Source organism: Nostoc sp. JL34 (assembly GCF_017114945.1).
Lineage (GTDB): Bacteria > Cyanobacteriota > Cyanobacteriia > Cyanobacteriales > Nostocaceae > Nostoc.
Genome location: NZ_JABXKQ010000032.1, coordinates 1 through 23,942 on the forward strand (window position 1 = coordinate 1; position 23,942 = coordinate 23,942).

Sequence of the window (23,942 nt, forward strand, 5' to 3'; positions counted from 1 at the left end):
CTCAGAAGGTCAACGTCGAGCCTCAGAAGGTCAAAGTTGAGCCTCAGAAGGTCAACGTCGAGCCTCAGAAGGTCAACGTCGAGCCTCAGAAGGTCAAAGTTGAGCCTCAGAAGGTCAAAGTTGAGCCTCAGAAGGTGAATTTTTAAGCTTTAACCTCAATCCCACCCCATGCTCAATGCATTTCAGAAGTGCTGAGTGCCCCACTATGTTAGTTCTAGTCCACCTTGATAGCCAGTGACAATGCGGCCACCATCCTTGAGGATGTGGATTTCTATCTGGTCGCTAGCCCAAGTAATCTGGTCTTGGAAAGCCGGGTTTAACACCCGAACCCGTTGATTGCTAGAAGAAACTGGAGAATTGGGAGAATTAATTGCCAGAGATTGTACAAAAGGCCCGTCAATCAAAATATCGAGTTGTTCTAACAATGCTTGGGAACCAGACGGCGCAGATTGGGACTGTAGCTGCTTAAGAGTGAACCCAGTAAAAGACATTACATTTAAACCAGCAGCTTTTACCTTTTGAGCTAAAGATGCTAGTGCGGTTGCTTGCCAAAACGGTTCTCCACCAGAGAACGTTACACCCGTGTTGCGGGGATTGCTGAGAATATTTTCGGCAAGGGTATCAACAGCAATCAATTGGTTAGCCTCAAAAGACCAGGAGTTAGTATTAAAGCAGCCAGGACACTCACGCAAACAACCTTGTACCCAGACGACTGCACGACAACCAGGGCCATTAACTTCTGATTGATCGACGTAACCCATAATATTGAGATAGCCTGGGGGAATTTCCGTGAGTGCTAGCGATGGGTCAGTTGGCTTAATTTCCATCTCTTTAACTCCTTTTAGCCGTTAACTGTTAAATATAGCGAATCTCTAGTTATATAACCGTGACAATAGTTATATAACTAGGGATTTAATTGATGATTAATCTCTCAAAAACTTTTGGGGGTTTGGAAAAGTCCGGTTTAACTTACTAGACTTAAGATAACTGCCCAATTAATATTGATTGTTCCATAACATAGAATAGATGACTGAACAAACTTCTAGAATTTGTATCCTTGGCGGAGGCTTTGGTGGTCTTTACACAGCCCTGCGGTTAAGCCAATTACCTTGGGAATCTAAGCAAAAACCCGAAATTGTTCTGGTAGATCAAAGCGATCGCTTCCTATTCTCTCCTTTACTTTACGAATTACTCACTGGCGAACTACAAACCTGGGAAATTGCCCCACCCTTTGAAGAACTTTTACAAGGCACAGGGGTGCGTTTTTATCAAGGGGTTGTGTCTGGGATTGACATTGACCAGCAACGGGTAAATGTCCAAGAAGGGCCAGAGATTCCTTACGACCGATTAGTGCTAGCGCTAGGAGGTGAGACACCACTAGATTTAGTACCGGGTGCAACAGCCTACGCCTACACATTCCGCACAATCTCTGATGCCTATCGTTTAGAAGAACGCCTGCGATTTTTAGAAGAATCGGATGCTGATAAAATTCGGGTAGCGATCGTTGGGGCTGGCTACAGTGGTGTAGAGTTAGCCTGTAAGTTAGCCGACAGACTAGGAGAAAGAGGACGCTTTCGGATCGTTGAAATAGCTGACCAAATTTTGCGAACTTCCCCAGAGTTTAATCGGGAAGCAGCAAAGAAAGCAATAGATGCTCGTGGTGTGTTTCTTGACCTAGAAACCAAAGTAGAATCAATTGAGCAAAATACCATTTCCCTAGAATACAAAAACCAGTTAGACACGATTCCCGTGGATTTGGTAATTTGGACTGTGGGAACGAGGGTTGCGCCCGTAATCAAATCTCTTCCCCTCAAGCAAAATCAGCGTGGTCAAATCACCACTACATCCAATCTGCAAGTTCTCGATCATCCAGAAATCTTTGCCTTGGGAGATTTAGCAGACTGTCATGATGCTGAAGGACAGCAAGTCCCCGCTACTGCACAAGCGGCTTTTCAACAAGCTGATTATACTGCTTGGAATATCTGGGCAACTTTGACTAATCGCCCTCTGCTTCCCTTCCACTACCAACAGTTAGGAGAAATGATGGCACTAGGAATAGACAACGCCACTCTCACTGGTTTGGGCATTAAACTAGATGGGCCCTTGGCATACATCGCCCGCCGTGTTGCTTATTTATATAGGCTACCAACTTTAGAGCATCAGCTTAAAGTTGGTTTTAATTGGCTAGCCCGTCCGATTATAGAAACACTTTCTCGGTAACTTCAGGTTGGTAATTTGTCATTGGTCATTAGTGACTTTTGCCAGTTTCCAGTTCTGAGTAAAAAAATGAGATTCTCAACTCAGCACTCAGCACTCCTGAAGGGCGTTGGTAAAGAACCCACAAATTCACGATGATTTGCTTGATTTTCGCCAACTTACTTAGCAGATGCTAGACTCTACCCACAGAAGCTCTTTAATAAGTCAAAATCTAACATTCAACATTCAAAATTTTCAAACTTTGATGGAACAACCGAAAGTTATTTTTTTAGATGCTGTGGGTACACTCTTCGATGTCAAAGGTAGTGTGGGCGAAGTTTATAGTCAGATAGCTCAGGAATTTGGTGTTACAGTTTCAGCCGAAACATTAAATACAGCCTTCATCCAAAGCTTTAAAGCAGCGCCGCCGCCGATATTTCCAGATGCAGAACTACAAGATATTCCTCAGCGCGAGTTTGATTGGTGGCGGATAATTGCCCTGAACACTTTTGAAAACGCAGGTGTTCTCAAAGAATTTTCTGACTTTTCGGCTTTTTTTAGCGAACTTTACATTCACTTTGGCACTGGTGAACCGTGGTTTGTCTATCCCGATGTCTTACCAGCTTTAATTAACTGGCGGCGGTTGGGAGTTACTTTGGGGGTGCTGTCAAATTTTGATTCTCGGATTTACTCAGTATTGCAAAGTTTGGGATTAAGAGAGTTTTTTACCTCCGTCACCATTTCTACCCAGGTACGTGCAGCTAAACCCGATCCTCAAATTTTTGCTATTGCCTTAGACAAACATAAATGTTCCCCAGAGGCGGCATGGCATATCGGCGATAGCATTGTAGAAGACTACCATGCAGCTAAAGCAGCTGGACTCAGAGGCGTTTGGATCAACCGTGGAAAATGAGGGTTAATCAACAGTAGTCCAAATGTCAATTTAATGCATAGAGAACTGGGCAATCTTGTAATACACTAAAACTTAAACTACTTTCTCAGCGATCGCAGTAGAGTTGATTGACGATGGTATTCTGACCATAGGCTATATTATTTGCCGTTGTCCACTGAGGGCAATAATGTATTATTAGCTCAAAAAGGTATGCCAGCCTCGTAATTATCGTTAAATGCTGAAGCAAACTTTTCCTTCCCCTGAAGCACTTCGACGGTTCCCTTTTGGTCTGGCTGATATTGCCCTCATTCTTGGTACATTAGTGCTGCTGGCGCTGATTGCGCGTGTCGGTGCTGGAACATTGGTGAGTTTTGTACCACCAGATGTAGTACCAGGTATCAGCCTCGACCCACGTAATCTACCGTATTACGCTGGGCGATCAACCCTGCGAATGTTTATTGCCCTGTTTTACTCAACACTGTTCACCTTAATTTATGGTTACGTTGCGGCTAAAAGCCGCCGTGCTGAACGAATTCTGATCCCACTGCTCGATATCTTGCAGTCGGTTCCGGTACTAGGCTTTTTATCCATCACAGTTACAGGTTTCATTGCCCTGTTTCCTGGAAGCCTATTAGGACTGGAAGCAGCATCGATTTTTGCAATTTTCACCAGCCAGGTCTGGAATATGACCTTTTCGTTCTATCACTCACTGAGAACACTGCCACCGGAACTAGATGAGGCAGTAAGGCTCTATCGGTTGTCAAAATGGCAGCGGTTCACCAAACTCGAATTACCTACGGCAATGATTGGGCTGCTGTGGAATGCAATGATGAGTTTTGGGGGCGGTTGGTTTTTTGTAGCTGCGAGTGAAGCGATCAGCGTGCTGAAGCAGGAATACACATTACCGGGAATTGGCTCTTATGTAGCAGCCGCAGTTGCAGCTAAGAATTTACCTGCCTTGGGTTGGGCGCTATTGACGATCGCTGTGGTGATTATCCTGGTAAATCAACTATTTTGGCGACCATTAGTCGCCTGGGCGGATAAGTTCCGGTTGGAACAGAGTGCAGCAACACTAGCGCCGGAATCCTGGGTCTACGATCTGCTAAAAGCAGCCCGAATTCCTCGTCTGCTAGGACGGGCGTTAGCTCCTTTAGGTGAAGCTCTCAACCGCATTCTCTCATTGTTAACACCACCAGAAACTCCCCCTGCTGTGGAAACTGGTCAGCAGAAAATAGGCGATCGCCTTTATAACTTGATCCTGCTGGTTGTAATTGGTGGGCTACTGGTTGTCGGGTTGCACTTCATTTTCACAACAGTGGGACTGGGTGAAGTTTTCAAAACCTTTGGACTGGGATTACTCACTCTACTACGTGTACTGGTATTGCTGGTATTTTCAACTTTAGTTTGGACACCTGTTGGAGTAGCGATTGGGTTTAATCCCCGACTGGCAAGTTTGTTGCAGCCCGTAGTGCAATTCCTGGCTTCGTTTCCAGCAAACTTTATCTTTCCCTTCGCTACGCTCTTTTTTATCCGTTCCCATATCAGCATTGATTGGGGTAGTATTCTGTTGATGTCCCTGGGCGCACAGTGGTACATCCTCTTCAACTCCATTGCTGGAGCGATGAGTATCCCAACGGATTTGCGTGAGATGGCAACCAGCCTCGGTTTGCGTGGTTGGCGGCTATGGCGCAAGTTAATCATTCCCGGCATTTTCTCCGCTTGGGTAACAGGTGGCGTCACTGCCACCGGTGGCGCATGGAACGCCAGTATTGTCTCTGAGGTTGTCGCTTGGGGGTCAACTACCCTGACTGCTAGCGGGTTGGGAGCATATATTGCTCACGCAACCGGAGCAGGTGACTGGCCTCGCATTACCTTGGGGATTGGAATGATGAGCCTATTCGTTGTTGGGCTGAACAGAGTTTTTTGGCGACGACTGTATGAGTTAGCAGAAACCAAATACCATCTCTAAACCATCGTTCGCTAGAGGAGCAAGCATGACATCTACGCAAGTTACTAATAACGTACTAATCGCTGTTGAACAGGTCAATAAAAGTTTTCCCCTGCCAGAAAGCAAAGGGGAGTTTAAAGTTCTTAGCAACATTAATCTGACGGTAGGTGCGGGTGAAGTAGTAGCGTTGCTGGGGCGCAGTGGCAGTGGCAAAAGTACGTTACTACGAATTATGGCAGGCTTGATTCCACCAAGTGAAGGCAGGGTAATCAGCAATGGGAAACGCCTGCAAGGTGCTAACCCTGGTGTGGCAATGGTATTTCAAAGCTTTGCACTGCTGCCCTGGCTGACAGTACAAGAAAATGTCGAGTTAGGGCTAGACGCCCAGGGTGTTGGTCGGGATGAGCGACGACAACGAGCGCTGAAAGCCATTGACTTGGTAGGCTTGGATGGTTTTGAGAGTGCCTATCCCAAAGAGTTGTCTGGGGGAATGAGACAACGGGTTGGCTTTGCCAGGGCATTTGTGCTGGAGCCGCAAGTACTATTTATGGATGAGCCATTCAGCGCCCTAGATGTGTTGACGGCTGAGAACCTGCGCGGAGAAATTGATGATTTATGGAATGCTGGCACATTTCCGTCCAAAAGTATTTTAATTGTCACTCACAACATTGAAGAAGCTCTGTTTCTGGCAGATCGGGTAATTATCTTGGGATCAAATCCGGGGCATATTCGCGGTGAGGTGGTGATTGATTTACCGCGGCCTCATGACCGTACCAATATCCGCTTCAAATCGCTGATAGACTATATATATACGGTGATGACTAACCCAGAAGTGGAAGTGACTGGGGCAGTTGCAGCAGCCACATCAGTTTTAGAAGTATCGCGATCGCCTGGTGTAATCCAAGAATCGCCCTATGCAAAACCCTTGCCTCATGTAAGAGTCGGTGGTATTAGCGGTCTGCTGGAGTTAATTGTAGATCAACCAGAGGGCAAAGATGATATTCCCCGTTTAGCAGAACGAATCCGGTTAACCGTCGATGATCTGCTACCGATGCTTGATGCAACTGTGATGCTGGGCTTTGCTGAGGTTGCACAAGGGGATGTTTTCCTCACCGAGATTGGGCAAGATTTCGCAACCACAACCATTCTCCGCAGTAAAGACCTGTTCCGGCAGCAGGTGCTATCAAATGTGCCAGTCGTTGTCAGCATGGTGCAGACATTGCGGGAAAAACGGAATCGGTCAATGCGAGCGGATTTCTTTATCGATTTACTTAATGAATATTATTTCCATGAAGAAGCGGAGCGGCAATTTGCCACAGCCGTAGATTGGGGGCGTTATGCCGAACTGTTTGAGTATGACGCTAGTGAAGATAGATTGTACCTGCCAGAACTAACAGCAGCGCCAAGTAGTCAATCTGAGTCGGTGGAATGAGGGATAAGGGAGATGAGGGAGATACTTTCAATTCAGTAACGCCAAATGCTGCCCCAACACTCGTATGATCAACATATCAGGAAAACATAACAGCCAGATTTTTACCGCAAAACATGGGCAGTATTTGGGAAATCGATTTTTACTCTCGTCCAATTTTGGATGCTAATCAAAAAAAAGTTTGGGAAGTCTTAGTCTGCGAAAGTCCCTTGGATATCAGTACAAAAGCAGATTCTTTGTTTCGCTATGCTCAATATTGCCCAAGTAACCAGGTAAATTCGGGCTGGTTGCGGACAGCATTGCAGGAGGCTATTAACCAAGCTGGAAAAGCACCAATTAAAATCCGCTTTTTCCGCCGCCAAATGAACAATATGATTACTAAAGCCTGCCAAGACTTGGGCATTCCCGCCCAACCTAGCCGCCGCACTTTGGTTCTCAACCAATGGTTAGAACAACGCATGGAGGAAGTGTATCCTCAAGAGGCAGGGTATCAAGGGGGGACTAATCCCTCAGTCCGCTTGGAGAAACCTTTGCCGCAACGTTTACCAGATGCTTTGGAAGGACAGCAATGGGTATTTGTTACCTTAGACGCTGCGGATTTGGCAGAAATGCCAGAGTGGGAAATTGGCTTTGGTGAAGCTTTCCCCTTAGAGTTGGTGCAAGTGTCACCCGAAGCCCGTATTCCTGGTATTTTGATTTTCTCACCAAGAGCGTTGCCTTTGGCAGGCTGGATGTCTGGTTTGGAGTTGGCTTTCTTGAGATTTGACACCAGCGAAGAGGCAAGATTGGTTTTAGAAACCGGTGTAACTGAAAGCTGGATTGTGGCAAATATCAAAAAACCTCAAATTTTAGCAGAGGCTAAAGGTTTTGAAGAAGCCAAGCAAAAAGCTAACGGAGTGCATTTTATCGGTGTACAGTCTGATCCCAAAGCACAATCTTTTGCTGGTTTTTGGCTGTTGCAAGAGGTTAATCTTTGAAAATGGGCATGGGGCATTGGGCATTGGGTATTTACAAAGGACTAATGACTAATGACTAGAAACGTTGAGACATGGCAATGATTTGGGATAATTAACTGCGTCCATCAGTGTTGATCTGTGGTTTCAACGCAACTGCTGAAACATGCTGATGATTTTTGGATGGTTATCTGCGTTTATCAGCGGAAAGTCTTATCGTCGGCTTTTGGCGATTCGGACTTTCTTGGACAGCGTTGATATGCGGTTCAAAATCCACAATTCACTAAGGGTCATGGGTTCTGAAAATTTGTCACAAGATACACTAGCAGAACAGCTGTTGGAACTAGCTATAAAATCTGGAGCAGAAGCAGCTGAGGTGTATCAGTCGCGATCGCTTTCTCGTCCAGTGTTTTTTGAGGCCAACCGACTCAAACAGCTAGAAACCAGTCAATCTGAAGGTACAGCACTACGGCTTTGGCGAAATGGGCGTCCGGGACTCACGGTGGCTTATGGTTCTGTCACGGCCGAAGTAATGGTGGAAAAAGCTCTGGCACTGAGTCAACTTAATCAACCGGAACCAGTAGAATTAGGCTCTAACTCTCAGCCCGCCTATCCAGATTTAGGAGAAAGTGTGCCGATAGAGGTTTTGGTTGATTGGGGCAAAGAAGCGATCGCACTCATCCGTGATGCCTATCCAGATATTGTGTGCAATGGTGACTGGGAATGTGATATTGAAACCACTAGACTAGTCAATACCAAAGGTTTAGATTGTCACTATACTGACACTACTCTCAGTTGCTACATATCAGCAGAATGGGTGCGGGGCGATGATTTTTTGAATGTTTCCGATGGACAAACTCAGCGGGGCGAACTCCACCCGGAGAGATTAGCTAACCAAATTTTACAGCGGTTAACTTGGGCCAGAGAAAATGTCTTACCTCCTACTGGGCGCGTCCCAGTTTTGTTCACTTCAAAAGCAGCCGATATGCTTTGGGGTACTGTACAAGCAGCTTTGAATGGCAAGCGAGTCTTAGAAGTAGCTTCTCCTTGGGGGGAACGTCGAGGGAACCAAGTAGTTTCATCTAGCCTCACCCTCTATCAAGATCCGGAAGCTGGCCCTTACAGTTGTCCTTTCGATGATGAAGGCACTCCGACTCAATCTTTAGTGTTTATCGAAAATGGGACTTTACAGCATTTTTATAGCGATCGCACCACCGGCCGCCAACTCGGTACTGACACCACTGGTAATGGTTTTCGCCCTGGTTTAGGTAGCTATCCCACACCTAGTTTATTTAATTTTCTCATCCAGCCAGGTTCGGCATCACTACCAGATTTGATTCAACAGCTAGATGATGGCTTGATTGTGGATCAAATGTTGGGTGGTGGCGGTAGTATTTCTGGAGATTTTTCGATCAACGTTGATTTAGGCTACCGCGTACAAAATGGTCAGGTAATTGGGCGCGTTAAGGATACGATGGTCGCAGGTAATGTCTACACAGCCCTCAAGCAATTAGTTACACTGGGCAACGATGCTGATTGGAATGGTTCTTGTTATACTCCATCTCTGATAGTAGAAGGGCTATCCACTACGGGGAGAAGTAATTAAAGAGGCAGGGGGCAGGGGGCAGGGAGAGCAGGGGAGGCAGGGGAGGCAGGGGAGGCAGGGGAGGCAAGGGAAGAAGAACGATTATTGCCCAATGCCCGATGCTCAATGCCCAATTCCCAATGCCCAATGCCCAATGCCTAATGCCCAATTCCCAATGCCCAATGCTCAATGCCTAATGCCCTAATTGCCAAAAATTATGTCTCTTCCTGTTCTGAATCAGCGCTTTCGTACCTGGTGGCAGCCTAGAAGAGGTTTAGCGATCGCCGAAGCTTGTGTGATCGGTTTGGTTGCTGCCCTATCTGCGGTGTTTCTGAAAGTAGGATCGGGATGGCTGGGGACATGGCGAGTCCATAGTACCCACTTTGTACCTACATGGCTGGCACTACCGGCAATTGGTCTTATCCTGGGGTTTGTGGCTGGATGGTTGGTTGATAGGTTGGCACCAGAGGCTTATGGTAGCGGTATTCCGCAAGTCAAAGCAACTCTGGCTAATGTGCCGATGACATTATCTTGGCGGGTGGCAGCTGTGAAGTTACTCAGTGCCATGATTGCCATTGGTTCGGGCATGACTTTGGGACGACAAGGCCCCACTGTCCAAGTAGGGGCAGGTTTGGCAGCAGGGTTGAGTCGTTGGGTTCCCACTTCTCCAGATCATCGGCGGCAAATGATTGCAGCAGGTGCCGGTGCGGGTTTGGCTGCTGCTTTCAATGCCCCGATCGCAGGTGTATTATTTATCGTTGAAGAGTTACTCCAGGATTTATCAGGACTGACTCTGGGAACTGCCATTATCGCCTCCTTTATTGGTGGGGTGATATCCCGGCTTTTAGGTGGTGGCTCTCTTGACCTTAACCTGCAATTGACGGAATCTTCTAGCCAATTCTCCATCCCCGAAATTCCCTTTTTCGTGCTATTGGGTATTTTGGCAGGGTTGTTGGGTGCATTATTTAATCGCGGGTTGATATTTAGTATTAAATTTTATAAAAGATTACATATCAGCTTACCGCTGCGGGTGGCTTTGGCTGGATTTATCTCTGGTGTTGTTGTGGCAATGCTCCCTGCATCCTTCCGTGATAATACGGGATTACGGGAGTCCTTAATTACTGGAGGCGCTCATCCTAGCGTAGCAGCGATCGCCTTTGCGGCACAATTTATCCTCACACTAATAGCATTTGGTTCTGGAGCGCCGGGGGGATTATTCGCTCCCAGTCTGATTTTGGGTTCTTGTTTAGGACACATCATCGGTGTGTGCGAATTATACATCACGGGAGTGGGTTCTCCTACTACTTATGCGTTAGCAGGTATGGGTGGATTTTTTAGTGCCGTTTCCAAAGTGCCAATCACAGCAATTGTGATTGTGTTTGAGATGACTACAGATTTCAATCTGGTACTACCTTTGATGATTGTTTCTGTAGCAGCTTACCTGGTTGCAGATAAGGTAGTACCTGGTTCACTTTATGAGAAACTTTTGGAGTTAAAGGGCATCACTCTGACCAAAGAAGTTCTGATGGAAGGAGCATTAACTAAGTTAACTGCAAAAGATGTGATGCAAGAACGGGTGGAAACTCTGGACGCAGAGATGAGTTTGGAAGAAGCAATGCAATCCTTCGCCCATTCCCATCATCGCGGTTTCCCAGTGGTAGAAGACAGCAAGTTAGTAGGGATTGTGACGCAATCAGATTTGCTGAAAATACGCGAGAGTACAAAGCACACGCTTCACGAACGCAACCTAGCCGATATTTTCTTAAAAGAAATTATGACGCCTGTGCCGATGACAGTAACACCAATTCACACCCTGGGCAATGTGTTGTATTTACTCGACCGCTATCAAATCAGTCGCTTACCAGTGGTAGATGGACAGAAATTGATCGGAATTATTACTCGTGCAGATATTATTCGGGCGGAAGCAGATCATCTCAATTGTGACAACAGGACGCCTAAACTGCGACCAGAACCTTCTTATGTAGTTTACCAAACGCGATCGCCCAGCACCGGTAGAGGTAGATTATTAGTGCCCGTAGCTAATCCAGAAACAGCAGGTATTTTATTACAAATGGCAGCAGCGATTGCCCGCGATCGCCATTATGAAATAGATTGCGTGCAAGTGATGCTGATACCCCGCCACAGTTCCCCATCAGAAACACAGGTAAGAACGGCAAAAAGTCGCCGCTTGCTACGACAGGCGGAAGTCTTAGCAAAAAAATGGCGAATTCCCCTACACACGCAGATTCGAGTTACGCACGACGTAGCGCAGGCAATTTTGGAGATCATCACCGAACAACACACCGACCTCATCTTGATGGGATGGAAAGGTAGCACATCTACCCCCGGTCGGATTTTTGGCACCGTCGTAGACATTGTAATTCGCCAAGCCACCTGCGAGGTAGTGTTAGTAAAATTAGGCAAAATTCCCCAATCCCCAGTTCCCAATCCCCTTTTCAACCGCTGGCTAGTCCCAATGGCTGGTGGCCCCAATTCCCGGTTAGCGATTAAATTGCTCCCAGCTTTAGTTACCTTGGGAAATGAACCGAAAATTCGCCTGACACAGGTGTTCAAGCCATCAGAACTCAAGCCAGACATGTCAGTTTCAGAACAAGCCATCCGTCATTTGATGCGGCGTTGCAAACTGTCTAGTACTGTAGTTGCTCTCCCTGTCCAAGCTGATTCAGTCGCCGAAGGTGTGATTAACCTAGTGAAAACCGAAGGTTACGATGTTGTCGTTTTGGGAGCTTCGCGCGAGGGATTGTTGCAGCAGGCGATTCAAGGTAATATTCCAGAAGCGATCGCCTCTGGTGTAGAAAGTACAGTGATTTTAGTCAGAGGTGCGATTAATAATTAAAGAAAGACGCATTACAGTATAACTATTTGATTTTACTAACGATAAAATATACCAATAATCAGAGCAACAACTATTGGTATTAGGATTGGAATAGCAACTATAAGTCCCCACTTACCAAACTTAATCTCCTCACCCTCAGATTTTAAAAACGCAATCCAACCTACAACTCCCATCAAAATCCAAATACACCCAAAGGCCAGAAATATAACAAAGACTGAATCTTCCATTTTTCAAAGATTAAATGTGTACAAAAAATTACCTTTAATGGTAACTAATATCCACCAACTAACTTTGCTAAACTTGCGCGAAACTGGCTAAAATCAAAAGCATCAATAGTTCTTTGCTGCAAGTATTCTGGTTGGTAAACTAGTGGGTTAGAGCAATCCCCTTGCAGAATTTGAATTAGATTATAAGCAATTTCTTCTACATTATCAGGGTCAACTAAACATCCCAACTTACCTTCAGCCAAGGGATCTATAGAACCATCTTGATTACCCGCCAACACAGGTTTACCACAAGCTAAAGCTTCTAGATAAACAATACCAAATCCTTCTCCTTTACTAGGCAAAGCAAAAACATCACAGAGATTGTAATGAGCGCACAATTCCTCATCTGGTACAAACCCTGCAATAGTGACACAATCTTGTAGATTTAAGCTGCTGACTAAAGCATTAATTCGAGGCAAATCATCCCCTTTACCTGCTAAAATAAAGCGAACATTCGGGATATGGAAGCGGATTTTAACTAAAGCATGAAGGATTTGGTCATAACCTTTGTATTGTGCCATGCGTCCCATCCGCGTAACTGTTAGAATTACAGGCTGTTCATCTGTTAAGTTATATCGTTTGAGTAAGTAGTTAGGTTTGGGATTTATTTTAAATTGACTGGCATCAAATGTATTAGGTAAAAGGACTATTTTATCTGAGTCAATATTCTTATCTTCAAGCAATCGCTGACGTGTGTAATTACTCACACTTATAATTTTATCTGCTTTTTGTAATGCTAATTTTGTCGCATTATTTTCAAGATCCCAAACTTCTAAGCCATGAGCAACTACCCAGTAAGGAATCCCAGTCAAAAGTTTTAGAACATAACAAGCAACAGCATAGTTAACATGAGTTGATATGACTATAGTAGGACGTTGAAGAATAGCCAAAACAATTATTTTGGTAGCGAATAAAATCGTTTGCAATAATCTTGGTAAACCTCCAAAATAATGAAATCTTGTTGAAGTTAAAAATTGCAAATTCGGCTGTTGTTTTAAATTCTCCTTATCATACTTGAGAAATACATCATACTTAGCTTCAGGATATACATCTTGTAAAGCTTTTAGCAAAAATATTGAGTAAACTTGAATACCTCCCTTAAAATCAAATATATTCGGAAATATTAAGTTAAAATGACGTTTATCAATCGCGGATTTTTTGGACATTGTAAATAATTTCAGGTTTTGATTCAATAACAAAATCTTTTTTAGAATTGATAGCTGCTGCCAGAAAATAAAACTCAATAGTTGTGAAAGTATAGTCTTCAGCAAAAAAATCTGGCAGTTGAGACGCTAAAAACATCATAATTGGAATGATAGTCACGGGATTAGCATATTTAACGTAAGATGCAATTCTTACTAAAAAATTAGTAAATAACAATAATCCAGTAATTCCTTGTTCTACTAAAACATTTAAAAATATATTATGTGCGTGATAACCTTTAACCCCAAAAACTTTCACTCCTATATGTTCTGCAAAAACTCCTACACCTATACCAGTAATCGGTCTTTTAATAGTTTCAATAATAGCTGCGTGCCAAAGTGCAAACCTTGATAAGGCTGTTCCTACAGGACTAGGAAGCACTATTTCGCTAGGATTGGTTAAAAATAAATTAACTAAGGGAAATATTTTACTATGTCCCAAACCAATTCTATATGTAGATACTGGTATGGATATAATGCATAAAAGCCATAGACCCATAATAAAAACCATTTTTCTAATACTAATAATTTTATATATCAATAAAAGAAACATCCCAAAAATCAAAACTAGCCAAGAATTTCTGCTGGCAGACAAAGCTAGGGAAACGAGAAAAACAAATTCGCTTATGTATAATTCAAGTTTAGATATATTGTTCTGTTTTGCTAAAATTAGGCTCAAACATAATCCAATAGCAACTATTACTCCAAACTGATTAGGATTTTGCATGATTGACCCAATCTGAGGATAATAACTTGGAAATTTTAATAATTCAAAAATCCAGTGATTGGGGAATAAAGCTTCTAAAAAACCAAACGCCGCAATTATTTGTAATAGATATAATATACAACGATAGTAAAATGTTAAAGATGATGTTTTGAGATTTCTAAAAGTTAGAATTAAAAAAGCAAAAAATGCTATAAAGTAAGTAGTATATTTTATACTGTAAGTAATAGCAGTGTTGGGAAATGGGCTAATCAATGAGGATAGCCACATCCACAAATACACTAGAGTCATAGATATCAAAATGGTTCTATGCTTTTTTAAAATTTCTGGTATTAATTTTACAGATAAACTAATTATCCCAAAGCTAAATAGAGGAAGTAATAAATAATGGATACCAATATTTATTCCCGGAAATTTAATCCGCCCCAAAAGCGAAGAAAACAGTATTAGCAGGAAAAATATATTAATCATAACCTTGTAGTTGTGAATAGTTATTTGACAACAAAAAGCCTAAAATAAACCCAAACTTGCAGGTTTAAGCAAAGGGTTTGATATTTTTTCTAACTAAAATTCTGAGTACGTAAAGAATCCTATCATATTTACAGTCACCGGCGATATCATCTCTTGAAGTTATGAGTGATCTGAGATTTTCGCCGAGCTAAATATTCTGGAGCGTGATGCAAAAAATGGTATAAAGTATGGTAATGGCAAATGGACAAAAAAGAAATAAGTTAAAAATTTTCAGAAGCCTTACCAATTATTTATTTTAACTGGGGAATGCAATCCGCCGAAATCAGCTTATAATCTGCCTTTCAAGTATATCTATGATTGCTAGATTTAAGAGCGATCGCTAGCCCCTAAAGCCCAGCAAACCCCAATCGCCTTTAAAAGATAAAATTACATCTTCAGGTATGACGGATGGCGATAATTGAAGGTAATATTTCCGCAGCGATCGCCTCTGGTTGAGAAAACACAGTAATTTGGGTTAGGAGTGTGATTAATAATTAAAGTATTGCATAAATCAATACGGAATGATTTTATAGGTTTTATTTTGCATCTTTGTGTGAGATTCTCATAGCAGAAGTGTATATATCCACAATTCACAATTGACATTTATACTAAAATTGCTATTGCGTATCTCTCAATTGCTGCAAAAAATTCACTACTTTTCAGGGACTCATCTGCCAAATCTTGAGAATGTTCTCACCACTCCCACCACCAGCAATAGTTTGTCCATCTGGGCTGATGGCAACGGCATAAATATATCCAGAACCCGTCTCTAAAGTGCGGATTTCCTTTCCTGTGATTGGGTTCCAAAGTTTAATTGTCTTGTCACTACTGCCACTAACAAGGGTGACACCATTTGAACTTACGCTTGGCAAAAAGGCAACAGAATTAACCTTATCATTATGTCCTTTTAAGGTATGAATTAACTTTCCTGTTTTCAGATTCCACAATTTAATTGTCTTGTCTTTACTACCACTGGCAAGGGTTTTGCCATCGGGAGAAAAAGCGACTGAAAGAATCGACTCTGCATTTCCCTCCAAAGTGCGGATTAACTTTCCTGTCTCCAGATTCCACAATTTAATTGTCTTATCCCAGCTACCACTGGCCAGGGTTTTGCCATCAGGACTGAAAACTACAGATGGAACACCATTGGTATGTCCGTCTAAAGTGCGAATTAACTTTCCCGTCTCCAGATTCCACAGTTTGATTTTCATGTCCTTACTAGCACTACCACTAGCAAGGGTTTTGCCATCAGGACTGAAAGCTACAGAAGTAACTCCGTCGTTATTTCCCTGCAAGGTGCGGATTAATTTTCCTGTCTCCAGATTCCACAGCTTGATTGTCTTGTCCGCACTACCACTGGCGAGGGTTTTATTATCAGGACTGAAGGCTACAGTCCAAATCCAATTGGAATGTCCTTCTAGGGTGCGGATTTCCTGTCTACTTGCCAGATTCCATAGCTTGATTGTCTGATCATCACTGGCACTAGCCAGGGTTGTACCATCAGAACTGAAAGCGACGGAATTCACATCGCTGGAATGCCCCTTCAGGGGTTTTGGTAGGAAAGAATTTTCCGAGACGCTTTTTGGGGACTTAATAGGCTGAGAAAATTCGGTCATTCTATGGGGGTGAGACTGTAAATACCAAACTCCCCCCAATCCCAACATCAAAATGCTAGAACCTAACAGTAGATGATTTTTCCGCTTGATATTTGGTTTTGATGAAACGGGCCCTTTCTTGACTGCGGTGCCTATAAATGTTGGTGTAAGTATAGTTGGGGGAACTGATGAAAATGCTGGTAGCTGCGGTGTCAAGTCAGTGATGACTTCATCAGCCGATTGGTAACGCTTTTGGATGTCTAGTTGCAACAGCTTATCCAAAACTTCACCCAACTCTATAGAAACAGAAACCCCATTCCTTCCTGGACTGTTCAAATGTTGTCGCCAAGACGAAACCCAACCATAACCCTGCTGTATCCACAATTGAGATGGGCGAACCCCAGTCAGTAGATGAAAACAAGTCGCCCCCAAACTGAATAAATCACTGGCTGGGTAAGCTTTTCCATCTTGCATCTGTTCAAGTGCAGTGTAACCATGTGAGCCAATAACAGTACCCATTTTAGTCTGCACTGTTGCCGCCAACTGCTTGGAAGCTCCAAAATCAATTAGCACTAATCGCCCATCACTTTGACGGCGAATAATATTCTGTGGTTTGATATCCCGGTGAATCACTCTCCGCACATGGATAAACTTCAGCACAGGCAATAAATCTAGCAAAAATTCGCGAATCTCTATTTCGCTGTATCTTCCCCGCGTCTCCCATTCTTTAAGCAAGTTTTGCCCATTGATAAACTGCTGTACCAAGAATAGATAGCTATTTTGCTCAAAATAAGCCAATAAAGTTGGAATTTGCGGATGTTCTGCGAGTTCTTGCAGTCTGCTCGCTTCTTGTTTAAATAGCTGAATGGCCTTTGTTAGTGGGCCAGTTCCCTGAAGCTTTGGTGCGAATTGTTTAACAACACAGCATTCATTCAGTTTGTGTATATCTTTTGCCAGATAGGTTCTACCAAATCCGCCCTCATCTGACAACACCTGAGTGGGACGATAGCGACCTCCCAGCAGGGGTATCAATTCCGCTTTACAACTGTGGCAATAGTTGTTTTTATCAGGATTTAGGGGTTTTTGGCAATCGGGATTCACACAACAAAGCATACTGGGAATCCATTTCAATTGGAGTATATATTCATCTTAAGTCATGCAGTATAATCTCTCTTGTTAGTAAATATCACTGAGATAACATCCAAATCCCCAATTTCCTTACCTCATCAGGTATAGAACAATTTAAATAATTTGGAGGAAATTGTGTTTGAGTGATGCCTTTTGACGAATTGATGGGCATCAACTCTGCTTATACATCACATCTGTATTTGCCATTTAGTCAGTTTTGCAAAAATATCTGGGCAATAATCCGAAAAGCAGCAATTTAAGTTTTTAATTCAGTATATACCTACAAGATTTAGATTACTAAAGTAAATCTAAATTGAAAATCTAATTTTTTCGATTTAATTCTGGCAAAAATTTGGTGTATGTATGATATACGAATTAAATTCTTTCTCGGCGACACCTTTGGCAAGCCTATAAGTTATCCACGCTAAATTTTCCTTTCAGTGTATATCAAAAGTCAGATTTTTTAGCTGCCGAACAATACCAACTAGTCTTAAATTTGTCTATCCTGAAAGAAAAAATCATCAGCAAAATTAGGAGCGTAATTATGCTATTAGAAAACACAAACTATCGCCGTAAATTAAGTCAAGCTTTAATTTGTTGCGTGAGTAGTAGTTTGTTGATTACAAGTAATGTGCTGCCTATAAGTGCTTTGGTAAAACCTCAAAATTCTCAAGACTTCATAATTGCAAAATCACCAGATGAGAGACAACCAGAAGCAGTAAAAAAAGGAATTGATCAAATTCCTGCTTCTCAAGCGTCAGTATCTCCAAAACGCAAGACATCTATTGAATCACCAATACAGCAGACTCCTAGTGTATCGTCTAACACAGAAAATTCTCAGCCAACTTCCAGCGCTTCAAATGATAGCTCTACTTCTAGACCATCTGGACGTAGAGCTTCTAACTCAAACTCTAATCGTTCCAATAGTGGCTCTGCATCTAGATCATCTGGAGGTAGTAGAATTTCTAACTCAAATGCCAATCGTTCCAATGCTGGCTCCAGGCGAGTTCCCAAAGCAAATTCTAATGTAGCTACAAGTAGGAACCAAAATATCGATAATTCAGCACTTTCTTCATCTATGACACCTACTTACAAAGAAATTAACTTTGTAGATGTTGCGTTGGGTATTCTGAGTAGGGGTGACTTTCAATCTCAAGGTAGATATTTTCATTTCTATGAGTTTGAGGGCAGAGAAAATCAATTAGTTCAAATTAGACTGATTGGCAGTAATGACACACGTAGAACAAATAACTTGAGTTTAAATCCCTTGTTGTTTCTGCACGATCCTAATAATAATATCATCGTCAAAAAAGGCACTTTGGATAAAAGTAGTGGTAGCGATGATGCATTCATTTTTGCACGACTACCTATGAACGGCACTTACAAGATTGCAGTTACTAGCCAAAATCCCGGTGAGATAGGTCGCTATAGTCTGGCTCTCAGGAATGATAGAGCTAGTTATACCTTAGATGAATCAGGTCAACTAACTGCTAAAAGCTCAACCCTGAAACAAAATGGCGGCGCTTACAATATTTCCAATTTTCAAGGTAAAAAAAATCAGCTTGTTAGTATTCGTGTAGATAGTGTAGATGAAGAGTTTTCTCCTTATATAGCCTTGCTAAATTCTCAAGGACAGACGATCGCTATAGATAAAGACAAAGACAAAGATGGTGTGTATACTGCTTTAATTGACCGAGCTAGGTTGCCTCAAGATGATACATACTATATAGTTGTTACTTCCAAGAATCCACAGGAACGCGGTAAATACAGATTGACTATTTTCTGAGCTAATTGCCGATTCTGGTGTCGAGACTATTGTACGAGTGGATGTCGCCTAGAATGTCATACCATTGACAAAAATCTTTGCAACACATGAATTGGCTGTATGGTTGTACAGATGTACAACCATACCTACGTTCTTTTTGGCTTGCTTACCCAGGGGTTTTTCTATGATTTCAATAAACGCTATTAACTCTACCGAGTTGTTGTTGACGATATTGTAGAGTTCTTTACTGATTGAAGCATCTTGATTATTCGCTTGCAGTGGGTTGTGTATTATCCAAAGCTGCCCTTCAATTACATGATCAATCCTCGCTTTTTCAATCTAAGCAATTTTTTGCTTGACTGCTAAAGTTTTTAAGAGGGTTACAGTTTTTTCAACTCCGGCGAAATCAACGCTAATTTTATTGGGCTGTTCTTCCAGGTAATTGATAATTTTTATAGCAAAGTAATCGGGTTGCAAATCATAAGGAGTTATAAGTTTGACGATTCCTAAATTGGTTAATTTTTCGGTTCTAATGGTTTGTTCTCGATCTTGGTTGCCTGTAAAGGGAAGAATCATGGCTCGTACACCTGTGGTTAAAACATTCATTGTGGTGTTATAGCCAGACATATTTATCGAAAGTTCTGCTTTTTTCATATAACTTAGCAAGTAAGGAGTATGGCGTCGAATAGAGATATTTTTGCTATTTCTTGCCATTACTTGCAGCTCTTTAAATTTTGAATCTGGGATGAATGGCCCAGTGAAAACCTGGATATTATGCGACAATCTTTTCTCTAAGAAAGGTACTGTTTTCACTACACAATCAAGCAGTTCATGACCAAATCTGCCACCTCCTACACTGACTAAAATCAGGGGTTTGTCTGAGGTAATAATTACTCGATCTTCATCGGTGAAAACAGGATTGCTCTGTGGCTGTTGCACCACATATCCGGTATAATATATTTCACATTTGAGGTCACTGACTCTAGAAAAAGTTTCTTCTAATGGGACAAATTCAGGGTCACCGTGAACCAGCAACATATCAAAATATTGGTTGATGAAGTTGCAGACTTTCTCTTCGTGTTTTGCTTGCTTATGTGCTTTAGTAACTACAATATCTCGCAAACTACAAATCACTTTTGTTGAATTCTTATTTGACTTTGCCAATTCTAGTAAGGGAATTAATTCAAAAGAAAAGCGTCTTCTGCCAAAAGGAAATAATTCAATGATTAAAATATCAGGCTGGAATTGATTAAAAATTTCCAAAAGTCGATTTTTTCTGATCTCTTTGACTTCGTTAATGCTAAAAGCATCATCTACTACTTGCAGTTCTACAAATTCGGCATCAGTTTTAATTGCAGGCAGATTGATGAGTTCGATACCAGCAGGAATTTCAAATCCTTGAATGATTTCACCGCCATTAATAAAACAAATTTGGAAGTCTTTGGTTAAACCGCGCACAATTTCCCTGCTGCGAACCAAATGCCCCATACCCAAAATATGTTGGCAGTAGAACATAATACGTTTCATAACGATTTTACCTCTGTAATACCATTTTGAATTTTAGGTTTTGGATTGTCAAAGAGTCGTGGTAATTGCTTTGAGTATTCCATCTGTTGCAATCATTGTTAGAAGTTTGCATAAAACAAACAAGTCAAAAGTTAAAAAGCAAAAGAAAAAATTATTCAGTATTGTTTTACTTTTTACTTAAACGATTTTGGCAATCATCACTAAATCAGGTAATTGTTCCCGTGACTGGTAGCAAAATGGAATCCCGCTCTTTTGCGAGTAAGGTGGAGATGTATTAGGTAATTTTCGGTAACACATTCAGATTAATTACCAGAAGGTAAATCTGCGAAGTATGCAGTTGTTGTAACAGCGATCGCAGATAAAATTAACTCTGAGCGCAATTTCACAGTTTCATCGATTTCTGTCCCCAGATACTTCGCAGACATTTCACCCGATCTTCCCCGATTTAGGCAGGTTAGCATCGGCAACCAGAAACAACCAGAATAGAAAGTTCTGCAATCGAACCCAGTAAGTGAGTGCAGATTGCCAGCATTCTGCAAATATTACCGAGACCATCGTGGGAATATCCCATCAGTCTCATGGCTAAATATCCCTCAGTTATTCAGTGAATAGATGCCCTACTAATCAAGTAGAGTCTCAATTTTCCATGAGTCTTTTATGAAACTTTCATGAGAAGATTCTCATGAATTTGCCTCGTTAGCGCAGCAATGGGCTTGCTTAATGGAGTTCAAAGCCTCATTAATAAAGTTCAAAGATTTGTTCACTAGTAAATAAACCTCAGTAGGGTGGGTATTATAATGCCCACTCTACAAACTCCCCTACTGTCCATGCTCATTTTCTAGGAGTTGTGCTTGAGAGATTTTGTCAGCGATCGCACTTTTGATTAACTTAAGATATATCCCACAATTGCTGACCTTCTGCATCGATGTTGGGATTAGTTTTGATATAAATGATTACAGCAAAATTTAAAATCCTTTTATCCAAAATAGTATTAACTTCGCAAGCGATAGCCTATCCCTCTAACAGTTTCAATGAGGTTGCTGCCTAGTTTCTTGCGGAGATAACCGATATATACATCGACAATATTAGAACCTGGATTATAGTCGTAGCCCCAAACGTAATCTAGCAGTTGTTCTCGACTTATAACCTGTCCGGGATGACGACAAAACATTTCTGCCATTGTAAATTCACGCGCAGGTAATTCGATAAGGCGATCGCCTAGTTTCACCTGTCGAGTTCGCAAATTAAGCACCACATTACCCGCTTTCAGGAGAAACTCTTGGGCATCTCTCACAGGTCTAGCACTTCGCAAACGCAACCTGACGCGCGCCAGAAGTTCTTCAAATCGGAAAGGTTTGGTGACATAATCATCTGCGCCTCCTTCTAGCCCAGCGACTTTATCGTGAATGTCACTCCGAGCTGAGAGGATAATTACAGGTAAATCTTCTCCCTGTCCCCGCAGTTCTTCCAATACCTGAAATCCATCTTTTCCAGGCAATCCCAAATCCAAAATTAGTAAGTCAAAGATTCCATTCTGTGCAATGTCTAGCACATGCAGCCCATCGGTAACAGTTGTTGTCGTAAAACCTTGCGATCGCAATCCTTTTTCAATAAATGAGGCAATGCGGGGTTCATCTTCAGCGATGAGAATATTGGGCATATGCACTCATTTCCTGCGGGGGATCGAGGGGTAAAAGGATGGTAAACATCGAACCTTTTGCTAGTTGACTCCGAAGCAATACTTGTCCACCGTGCGCCTCAGCGATCGCTCGGACAATTGACAGCCCCAATCCTGCACCCTCGGAACGACGACGACTGTTAGAAGTTCGAGCAAAACGCTCAAAAATCCGTTTTTGATCGACAAGGGGAATGCCTTCGCCTGTATCGCGTACCCAGAAACGCACCTTTCCTTTAGCAATCCCAGAACCTATGGAGATAGTATCACTCTTTCCAGTATGCTGAGTTGCATTCTGCGCCAGATTCATCACAGCCTCAGTAATTCTATGACGGTCAACTATAATTTGACCCTTTGCCACCACATCGATTTGCCAATCCCGCTCTGCTAATGCCTGGGCTTTGACAAATAACTCTTGGGTTAAGTCTGCTACATTCACCGTCGCCAACTGCAAAAAGTCTAAGTGTTCTGCTTTGGCCAGCAAAATCATGTCATCGACCAGACGGCTCATCCGATCTAATTCTCCTATAACCAGTGCCAAGGTTTCCTGTTGCTCTTGAGGGTCATCTCCCATCAGTTCCAGATGTCCGCGAATGATGGTAATGGGAGTCCTGATCTCATGCCCAGCATCGTTGACAAATTCTCGCTGGGTAGCAAAAGCTCCCTCTAATCTGTCCATCATTTCGTTGAATGTCGTTGCTAATTCTGCCAGTTCTCCCTTACCTCGCGCAGGTAAGCGCTGGGTTAAATCTGACTCACTAATTGCACGGGCAGTGGTGGTAATCGTCCGTAGGGGAGCTAGCACCCGTCCCGCCGCCAACCACGCCAAAATGAACGACACCACAAACACGAAACTAGAAACTTCAATAATTACGGAAACTGCTTCTAGTGTCTTTGCCCGCTCACCATCTGTATTATGGGCAATAACGAAGACACCCTGCGTTTGTCCATTAATTTTAATCGGTTCCACCATGTAAAGGATCTTACTAAGACCCGGGTCAGAAAATTCTTTTTCTCCTTGTTCTGGTTTAGTTTGTTTTGCCCACCGTTGCATGAGTGGTGATTCCTTGGCAAGTAGTTTGGGACGCGCTCTGGGACTAGATTTATAAAATTTACCATCAACAAACGTGATGAAGTAAGAGTCATCTTTTGGCAGTCTATACAACAGATAAGCTTTGAAAAGCTCGATCAAATCTTCTTTGGCAGCAGGAGGAGCGATTTGTTTTTTTCCGCCGAGCAACCATTTCAAGTGTTTTGCCCCAATGGCTATATTTTCTGAGTCTTCCTCAGGCAGCGTATCCTCTGGAGCCAAGATTTCACCTTTAATTAATCCATTAAAAGCCGCCATATCTTCTACCATGTTTTGACGAACCCGCTCATCAATGCGCTGGTAGAGCTTGTAGCGAAATGCGGGAATGGCGATGAGAAAAGTTATCCCCAAAATCAGCAAGTACCAGAGCAAAATCCGGGTGCGTGCTTCTCCAAATACTTGCTGCCAAGCTAAAAACAGCTTTGGTATTTTAATCCCAGACTTGCGATCGCGGCGATGGCCGGTGATACTGCTCATTTTTACCCCTCCTCACTTGAGACAGTTTATCGCAATTGGGGATTTGTCATTTCTCATTTGTCATTGGTCATTTTTCATCAGGAGGTTTGATGTTCAAAGGTGGATGAACGAGATTCTAATTCT

At 42.5% G+C, this 23,942-nt stretch carries 16 protein-coding genes and 1 pseudogene; 8 read left to right on the top strand and 9 right to left on the bottom strand.

From position 1 onward, the window contains the following. Positions 1–203 precede the first annotated feature (203 nt). Entirely contained in the window at positions 204–827 is a 624-nt protein-coding gene (locus HWQ44_RS04920) for a 4Fe-4S single cluster domain-containing protein (RefSeq protein WP_292715633.1), read from the bottom strand. Positions 828–1,026: 199 nt separating this feature from the next. Between HWQ44_RS04920 and HWQ44_RS04925 the strand changes: the two genes are divergently transcribed. The 7 genes from HWQ44_RS04925 to HWQ44_RS04955 all read left to right on the top strand — a co-directional run bounded on the left by HWQ44_RS04925 (position 1,027) and on the right by HWQ44_RS04955 (position 11,860). Continuing rightward, complete coding sequence (locus HWQ44_RS04925; protein ID WP_292715636.1) at positions 1,027–2,220, top strand: NAD(P)/FAD-dependent oxidoreductase; 1,194 nt, start codon at positions 1,027–1,029, stop codon at positions 2,218–2,220. 241 nt (positions 2,221–2,461) lie between these two features. Further along, positions 2,462–3,109 carry an HAD family hydrolase gene (locus HWQ44_RS04930; RefSeq protein WP_292715639.1) on the top strand — a complete coding sequence of 216 codons (648 nt, stop codon included), beginning with the start codon at positions 2,462–2,464 and terminating at the stop codon, positions 3,107–3,109. Positions 3,110–3,323: 214 nt separating this feature from the next. Then, positions 3,324–5,057, top strand: a complete 1,734-nt coding sequence (locus HWQ44_RS04935) for an ABC transporter permease subunit (RefSeq protein WP_292715642.1) — start codon at positions 3,324–3,326, stop codon at positions 5,055–5,057. A gap of 25 nt (positions 5,058–5,082) precedes the next feature. Then, positions 5,083–6,468: a nitrate/sulfonate/bicarbonate ABC transporter ATP-binding protein gene (locus HWQ44_RS04940; RefSeq protein WP_292715645.1), complete on the top strand. Its 1,386-nt coding sequence runs from the start codon at positions 5,083–5,085 to the stop codon at positions 6,466–6,468. Positions 6,469–6,581: 113 nt separating this feature from the next. Further along, complete coding sequence (locus HWQ44_RS04945) at positions 6,582–7,442, top strand: Tab2/Atab2 family RNA-binding protein (RefSeq protein ID WP_292715648.1); 861 nt, start codon at positions 6,582–6,584, stop codon at positions 7,440–7,442. A 268-nt stretch (positions 7,443–7,710) separates the two neighbouring features. Further along, positions 7,711–9,024, top strand: a complete 1,314-nt coding sequence (locus tag HWQ44_RS04950; RefSeq protein ID WP_292715973.1) for a TldD/PmbA family protein — start codon at positions 7,711–7,713, stop codon at positions 9,022–9,024. A gap of 196 nt (positions 9,025–9,220) precedes the next feature. Further along, positions 9,221–11,860, top strand: a complete 2,640-nt coding sequence (locus HWQ44_RS04955) for a chloride channel protein (RefSeq protein WP_292715650.1) — start codon at positions 9,221–9,223, stop codon at positions 11,858–11,860. A gap of 35 nt (positions 11,861–11,895) precedes the next feature. Here the strand turns inward: HWQ44_RS04955 and HWQ44_RS04960 are convergent, their stop codons facing one another. From HWQ44_RS04960 to HWQ44_RS04975, 4 genes are all read right to left on the bottom strand, one after another. Further along, positions 11,896–12,087: a hypothetical protein gene (locus HWQ44_RS04960; protein ID WP_292715652.1), complete on the bottom strand. Its 192-nt coding sequence runs from the start codon at positions 12,085–12,087 to the stop codon at positions 11,896–11,898. 44 nt (positions 12,088–12,131) lie between these two features. After that, positions 12,132–13,292: a glycosyltransferase family 4 protein gene (locus HWQ44_RS04965; protein ID WP_292715655.1), complete on the bottom strand. Its 1,161-nt coding sequence runs from the start codon at positions 13,290–13,292 to the stop codon at positions 12,132–12,134. Beyond that, on the bottom strand, positions 13,270–14,523 hold the full coding sequence (locus HWQ44_RS04970) for an O-antigen ligase family protein (RefSeq protein WP_292715658.1): 1,254 nt from the start codon (positions 14,521–14,523) through the stop codon (positions 13,270–13,272). Before HWQ44_RS04970 ends, HWQ44_RS04965 begins: the two co-directional genes overlap by 23 nt. A 698-nt stretch (positions 14,524–15,221) precedes the next feature. After that, complete coding sequence (locus tag HWQ44_RS04975) at positions 15,222–17,270, bottom strand: serine/threonine-protein kinase (protein WP_292715976.1); 2,049 nt, start codon at positions 17,268–17,270, stop codon at positions 15,222–15,224. A 559-nt stretch (positions 17,271–17,829) separates the two neighbouring features. Here HWQ44_RS04975 and HWQ44_RS04980 point away from each other — a divergent pair. Further along, the gene (locus tag HWQ44_RS04980; RefSeq protein ID WP_292715661.1) at positions 17,830–19,071 is read left to right on the top strand and encodes a peptidase; all 1,242 of its coding nucleotides are present in this window, start codon (positions 17,830–17,832) and stop codon (positions 19,069–19,071) included. Between the two features lie 318 nt (positions 19,072–19,389). Here HWQ44_RS04980 and HWQ44_RS04985 read toward each other — a convergent pair whose 3' ends face one another. The 4 genes and pseudogenes from HWQ44_RS04985 to HWQ44_RS05000 form a co-directional block, all read right to left on the bottom strand. Then, positions 19,390–20,577, bottom strand: coding sequence for a glycosyltransferase (locus tag HWQ44_RS04985; RefSeq protein ID WP_292715664.1), 1,188 nt, complete (start codon positions 20,575–20,577; stop codon positions 19,390–19,392). Between the two features lie 353 nt (positions 20,578–20,930). Continuing rightward, positions 20,931–21,157, bottom strand: a pseudogene (locus HWQ44_RS04990) (glycosyltransferase); the annotation flags it as partial. Positions 21,158–21,568: 411 nt separating this feature from the next. Then, positions 21,569–22,237 (bottom strand): response regulator transcription factor, encoded by a 669-nt coding sequence (locus HWQ44_RS04995; RefSeq protein WP_292715665.1) that lies wholly within the window; start codon positions 22,235–22,237, stop codon positions 21,569–21,571. Then, on the bottom strand, positions 22,215–23,819 hold the full coding sequence (locus HWQ44_RS05000; protein WP_292715670.1) for a HAMP domain-containing sensor histidine kinase: 1,605 nt from the start codon (positions 23,817–23,819) through the stop codon (positions 22,215–22,217). Before HWQ44_RS05000 ends, HWQ44_RS04995 begins: the two co-directional genes overlap by 23 nt. Positions 23,820–23,942 lie beyond the last annotated feature (123 nt).

Excerpts from the sequence above, each read along its gene's own strand:
- HWQ44_RS04920 (WP_292715633.1), bottom strand. The coding sequence starts at position 827 with ATGGAAATTAAGCCAACTGACCCATCGCTAGCACTCACGGAAATTCCC.
- HWQ44_RS04925 (WP_292715636.1), top strand. The coding sequence starts at position 1,027 with ATGACTGAACAAACTTCTAGAATTTGTATCCTTGGCGGAGGCTTTGGT.
- HWQ44_RS04930 (WP_292715639.1), top strand. The coding sequence starts at position 2,462 with ATGGAACAACCGAAAGTTATTTTTTTAGATGCTGTGGGTACACTCTTC.
- HWQ44_RS04935 (WP_292715642.1), top strand. The coding sequence starts at position 3,324 with ATGCTGAAGCAAACTTTTCCTTCCCCTGAAGCACTTCGACGGTTCCCT.
- HWQ44_RS04940 (WP_292715645.1), top strand. The coding sequence starts at position 5,083 with ATGACATCTACGCAAGTTACTAATAACGTACTAATCGCTGTTGAACAG.
- HWQ44_RS04945 (WP_292715648.1), top strand. The coding sequence starts at position 6,582 with ATGGGCAGTATTTGGGAAATCGATTTTTACTCTCGTCCAATTTTGGAT.
- HWQ44_RS04950 (WP_292715973.1), top strand. The coding sequence starts at position 7,711 with ATGGGTTCTGAAAATTTGTCACAAGATACACTAGCAGAACAGCTGTTG.
- HWQ44_RS04955 (WP_292715650.1), top strand. The coding sequence starts at position 9,221 with ATGTCTCTTCCTGTTCTGAATCAGCGCTTTCGTACCTGGTGGCAGCCT.
- HWQ44_RS04960 (WP_292715652.1), bottom strand. The coding sequence starts at position 12,087 with ATGGAAGATTCAGTCTTTGTTATATTTCTGGCCTTTGGGTGTATTTGG.
- HWQ44_RS04965 (WP_292715655.1), bottom strand. The coding sequence starts at position 13,292 with ATGTCCAAAAAATCCGCGATTGATAAACGTCATTTTAACTTAATATTT.
- HWQ44_RS04970 (WP_292715658.1), bottom strand. The coding sequence starts at position 14,523 with ATGATTAATATATTTTTCCTGCTAATACTGTTTTCTTCGCTTTTGGGG.
- HWQ44_RS04975 (WP_292715976.1), bottom strand. The coding sequence starts at position 17,270 with ATGCTTTGTTGTGTGAATCCCGATTGCCAAAAACCCCTAAATCCTGAT.
- HWQ44_RS04980 (WP_292715661.1), top strand. The coding sequence starts at position 17,830 with ATGCTATTAGAAAACACAAACTATCGCCGTAAATTAAGTCAAGCTTTA.
- HWQ44_RS04985 (WP_292715664.1), bottom strand. The coding sequence starts at position 20,577 with ATGAAACGTATTATGTTCTACTGCCAACATATTTTGGGTATGGGGCAT.
- HWQ44_RS04995 (WP_292715665.1), bottom strand. The coding sequence starts at position 22,237 with ATGCCCAATATTCTCATCGCTGAAGATGAACCCCGCATTGCCTCATTT.
- HWQ44_RS05000 (WP_292715670.1), bottom strand. The coding sequence starts at position 23,819 with ATGAGCAGTATCACCGGCCATCGCCGCGATCGCAAGTCTGGGATTAAA.